Raw genomic sequence first — 4,635 nt, forward strand, 5'->3', positions numbered from 1 at the left:
GTTTCCAAATCATAGAAATACACATCGCCCGCCCCGTTGCCGTCCTCGGGCGATAGCGGCAGCCCGGTGGTCAGCAATATCCGCCGACCATCCGGCGAAATGCCGCCTAGCGGGGGAATATCGCTGAATGACGCTGGCACCTCGGTGGTGGTGCCAAGCAACAGGTCGCGCACATACACCATGCCGGCGCTAATGCGGGGCGTGAAATGATAGCCGCGCCGGAACACCACGAACCGGCCATTGGCGGAGATTTGGCCGTCGAGTGCATCCACCGCGCCGGGAAGCTGGCTGTTGTCGGGCAGTAGGCTGGCCCGCACCGTCGTGCCGGTCTGCCGGTCCCGCACGAAAATATCGGGGCGTTCGTTGGTGTCGCCTTCCACCAAGTTGGAGGCGCCGGAAATAAAGGCCACATAGCGGCCATCGGCGGAGAGGCTGGGGCTGTTGCTGTAACCATCGTTGGCCTGTTCGCCGCTGGAACTCAGGCTGACCCGCTCGGTTTTGCCCGTGGTCCGGTCGCGCACGAAGATGTCCAGCGCGTTGTTGCTGTCTCCGTCCACCAAATTGCTAGCGGTGGAGGCGAAAGCCACGGTTTTCCCGTCGGCGGAAAGGGCGGGGAAGACGCTTTCCCCATTGGCCTGTTCGCCGCTGGAACTCACGCTGACCCGTTCCAGGGTGTCGGCGGCGGCGCTGGTGGCAATCAGCAAGCCCAGCACAAGCGAGGCAGAGTGGTCGTTGGTAACTCGGTGCATGATGAATTCCCCAGGATGTTGTGATTGGTTCGGACCACGCCAAGCATAGGGGTTGGCCCTGAACCCGCAGTGAAATTTTGCCAGTCGAGCGCGGCATTCTTGCCGGGTCGGGGCGGTGGCGTCCTGGTCGTAAGAGGCTGCGCCGGTCATGGGAAATGGGCTAGGCTAGAACGTTTTCAGAATGAGTGTACGGCAGCGAGAAAGGCCGACTCGGTTTTGAAAACCGCGTCGGCCTACGTGAACGCTGTAAACTCAAAATGAAAATGCTCTAGTCGAGCAAATCCCCCGCGACCTTGAGGCTTTCACCATGTCCAGCAAAATCCTCGTTCTCAATTCCGGTAGTTCCTCCCTTAAATACCGGCTGTTCGACCTCGCCGACCATGAGCGCGTGGTGGCGGCGGGTTTGATCGAGCGCATCGGCGAGCCGTCCGCCGCCGCGAACGGGCCAGCCGTCGCCGACCATCGAGAGGCCATCGCCGAGATCGTCCGGCGGCTGGAGGCGTCCGGCGATTTGCGGGGCGAGGCGGAACTGTTGGGCATCGGCCATCGGGTGGTGCATGGCGGCGAGGCGTTCAGCGCCGCCGTGGCGGTGGACGAGGCGGTCATCGCCGCCATCCGCGAGGCGATCCCGCTGGCGCCGCTGCACAACCCGCCCAATCTGTTGGGGATAGAAGTCTGCCGGGAGCGCTGGCCCCAGGTGCCGCAGGTGGCGGTGTTCGACACGGCCTTCCACCAGACCATGCCGCCGGAGGCGTACCGCTACGCCCTGCCGGACGCCTGCTATTCGGAACAGCGCATCCGCCGTTACGGCTTCCACGGCACGTCCTTTGCTTATGTCAGCCAGCGGGCGGCGGCGCATCTGGGCCGTCTGCCTGAGTCGCTCAATCTCATTGTTCTGCATCTCGGCAACGGTGCCAGCGCGGCGGCGATTCGCGGCGGGCGGAGCGTGGACACGTCCATGGGCATGACGCCGCTGGCTGGTTTGATGATGGGCACCCGCGGCGGCGACTTGGACCCCGGCGTGGTGCTGCATTTGTTGGGGGAGGGCGGCTGGACGCTGGACGAGGTGGCGCGGCGGCTCAACAAGGACAGCGGACTCAAGGGCGTGGCGGGCGGCAACGACATGCGCGATGTGCTGGCCCGCGCCGCCGCGGGCGACGCGGCGGCCCGGCTGGCGGTGGCGATGTACGTCCACCGGATCAAGCATTACATCGGCGCGTATTTCGCCGGGCTGGGGCGGGTGGATGCGCTGGTGTTCACCGGCGGCATCGGCGAACACGCCGCGCCCATCCGGCGGGCGGCGTGCCGGGGCTTGGAGGCGCTGGGTATGGTGTTGGACGAGGCGGCCAACGACGCGGTGGGCGGGGGCGTGGCGGAAATCCAGGCGCCCGGCGGGGCGGTGAAAATCCTGGTGGTGCCCACCGACGAGGAGCTGGAAATCGCCCGGCAGACGGCGGCGGTGGTGGTGGGGTGATTTGTGGGAGCGGTCCCTTCGACTGCGCTCAGGACAGGCTTTAGACCGCGACAATTCCGCGCCTGATCGTGGCCTGAAGGCCACTCCCACAACCGCTCCCACCGTGATGGGAAAACCTCATTTTCCGAATCCACCCGCGATTCCAGGAATTACTCTGTCACCGCCCGGCCTCCCTCGCGGCATGGACTAGCTTATACAATTCAAACAATCCCCCACTTAATCGCCTCGCCTGTTCGGGACGGCGCAACAATCCGGTTCACGACCATGACCACATCCCTCTACATCAACACCATCGAGCCTGGCAGCGGCAAGGTCGTTGTGGCCTTAGGCATCATCGAGTACGCCCTGCGCAAGACGGCGCGGGTGGGCTTTTTCCGGCCCGTCATCCACCAGCCCGCGCCGGGCCAGCGCGACGAGGACATCGACCTGATCCTCCGCCATTTCTGGCTGCCCCAGCCCTACGACGCCTCCTACGCTTGGTTTCACCACGAGGTCAGCGAATTGCTGAGCCAGGACCGGGCGGACGAGGTGCTGGACAAGATCATCCGCGTCTACAAGCACTTGGAGCAGCACTGCGATTTCATCTTGATCGAGGGCACGGATTTCCGGGGCTTGGTGTCGGCGCTGGAGTTCGACTTCAACTGCGAAATCGCCCAGAACCTCGGCTGCCCGGTGCTGATGGTGGGCAGCGCCCATGGCTACGGCACCCGCGACGCCCTGCACGCCGCCCGCATTTCCGTGGACGCCTACGAGGAGCGCGGCTGCCCGGTGGCGGGCATCCTGTTGAACAAGGCCCATCCCGCCCAAGTGCCGGAATTGCGGGCGGCCTTGGAGGCGGAATGCGGCGAGTCCCAAAAGCTGCTGGCGGTGCTGCCCTTCGACGAGAAGCTGGACAGTCCCCGCGTCCGGGAGGTGGCCGAGCAATTGGGGGCGGAGGTGCTGTTCGGCCATGGCCGCTTGGACGGCTTGATTTCCGGCTATCTGGTGGGCGCCATGCAGGTGCAGAACGTGCTGGAGCGGCTGCGGGAGGATCATTTAGTCATCACCTCCGGGGATCGGGCCGACATCCTCATCGGCTTGCTGGAGGCGGACCGCTCCGTCAACTACCCGCGCCTGGCCGGTATCCTGCTGTCCACGGGGATCAAGCCGGAGCCTGTCGTGGACCGGCTGGTGCAGGGCTTGCGCGACCCGTTGCCGATTCTGTCGGTCAAGGACGATACCTTCGTCACCGCCGCCAAGCTGGGCGAGGTCCATACCGCCATGGCGGCGGGCGACAAGGACAAGATTCAACGGGCCATCGCGCTATTCGACGAGTATGTGGACTTTTCTCGCATCGAGGGCCGGCTGGAAAAGATTTGGTTCCAGGGCATGACGCCCCGCATGTTCACCTACAACCTGGTGCAGCAGGCCCGCGCCAACCGCCGCCACATCGTGCTGCCGGAGGGCACCGAGCCACGCATCCTGAAGGCCGCCGCCGATCTGGTGGCCCGGAAGATCGTGGACCTCACCTTGCTGGGTTCCGCCCCGCATATCGAGAAGGTTGCGCGGGGGCAGGGGATTCCTTTGGATTTGACGGCGGTGAAGATCGTCAATCCGGCGGACAGCCCGCATTTGAGAAGCTACGCCCAGACCTATCACGAATTGCGCAAGCACAAGGGCATCACTCTGGACGCCGCCCAGGATTGCCTGCTGGATGTGTCCTACTTCGGCACCATGATGGTCCACCACGGCCACGCCGACGGCATGGTGTCGGGGGCGGTCCACACCACGCAGCACACCATCCGCCCGGCCTTGCAGTTCATCAAGGCCCGGCCCGGCTTTTCCATCGTGTCGTCGGTGTTCTTCATGTGCCTGGAGGATGGCGTGGTGGTGTACGGGGATTGCGCGGTGAATCCCGACCCCACCGCCGAGCAGTTGGCGGAAATCGCGATTAGCTCCGCCGACACCGCCCGCACCTTCGGCATCGAGCCTCGGGTGGCGTTGTTGTCCTATTCCTCCGGGGAATCGGGCGAGGGGCAGGATGTGGAGAAGGTCCGGCAGGCCACCCGCTTGGCCCGCGAGCGTCGGCCCGACCTGTTGCTGGAAGGGCCGATTCAATACGACGCGGCGGTGGACCCGAGCGTGGCCGCGCAGAAAATGCCGGGTTCGGCGGTGGCGGGGCGGGCCACGGTGTTCGTGTTCCCCGATCTCAACACCGGCAACAACACCTATAAGGCCGTGCAGCGGGAGACCGAGGCGCTGGCCATCGGCCCGATTCTGCAGGGCTTGCGCAAGCCGGTGAATGATCTGAGCCGGGGCTGCACCGTTGATGACATCGTCAACACGGTGGTGATTACGGCCATTCAGGCGCAGCACGAGGGGAATGGTTCGCGGTAAGTGTCGCAGGCCGGGCTGAAGCGCTTGTGGGAGTGG

Annotated in this window: 3 protein-coding genes; 2 read left to right on the forward strand and 1 reads right to left on the reverse strand. The window is 64.9% G+C overall.

All coding sequences use genetic code 11. The features are described 5' to 3' along the window. On the reverse strand, positions 1–749 hold a 749-nt coding region (locus ACXWUF_RS19020; RefSeq protein ID WP_458496157.1), incomplete at its 3' end, for a TolB family protein. Positions 750–1,056: 307 nt separating this feature from the next. Between ACXWUF_RS19020 and ACXWUF_RS19025 the strand changes: the two genes are divergently transcribed. Both ACXWUF_RS19025 and pta read left to right on the forward strand, forming a co-directional pair. Continuing rightward, positions 1,057–2,223: an acetate/propionate family kinase gene (locus ACXWUF_RS19025; protein ID WP_458496158.1), complete on the forward strand. Its 1,167-nt coding sequence runs from the start codon at positions 1,057–1,059 to the stop codon at positions 2,221–2,223. A 264-nt stretch (positions 2,224–2,487) separates the two neighbouring features. After that, positions 2,488–4,599 (forward strand): phosphate acetyltransferase, encoded by a 2,112-nt coding sequence (gene pta, locus ACXWUF_RS19030; protein ID WP_458496159.1) that lies wholly within the window; start codon positions 2,488–2,490, stop codon positions 4,597–4,599. The last annotated feature ends 36 nt before the right edge of the window (positions 4,600–4,635 follow it).

The organism is Methylomagnum sp. (assembly GCF_054333355.1).

What these genes read in the sequence shown, in the direction of transcription:
- ACXWUF_RS19025 (WP_458496158.1), top strand. Translation starts at nt 1,057, where the DNA reads ATGTCCAGCAAAATCCTCGTTCTCAATTCCGGTAGTTCCTCCCTTAAA.
- pta (WP_458496159.1), top strand. Translation starts at nt 2,488, where the DNA reads ATGACCACATCCCTCTACATCAACACCATCGAGCCTGGCAGCGGCAAG.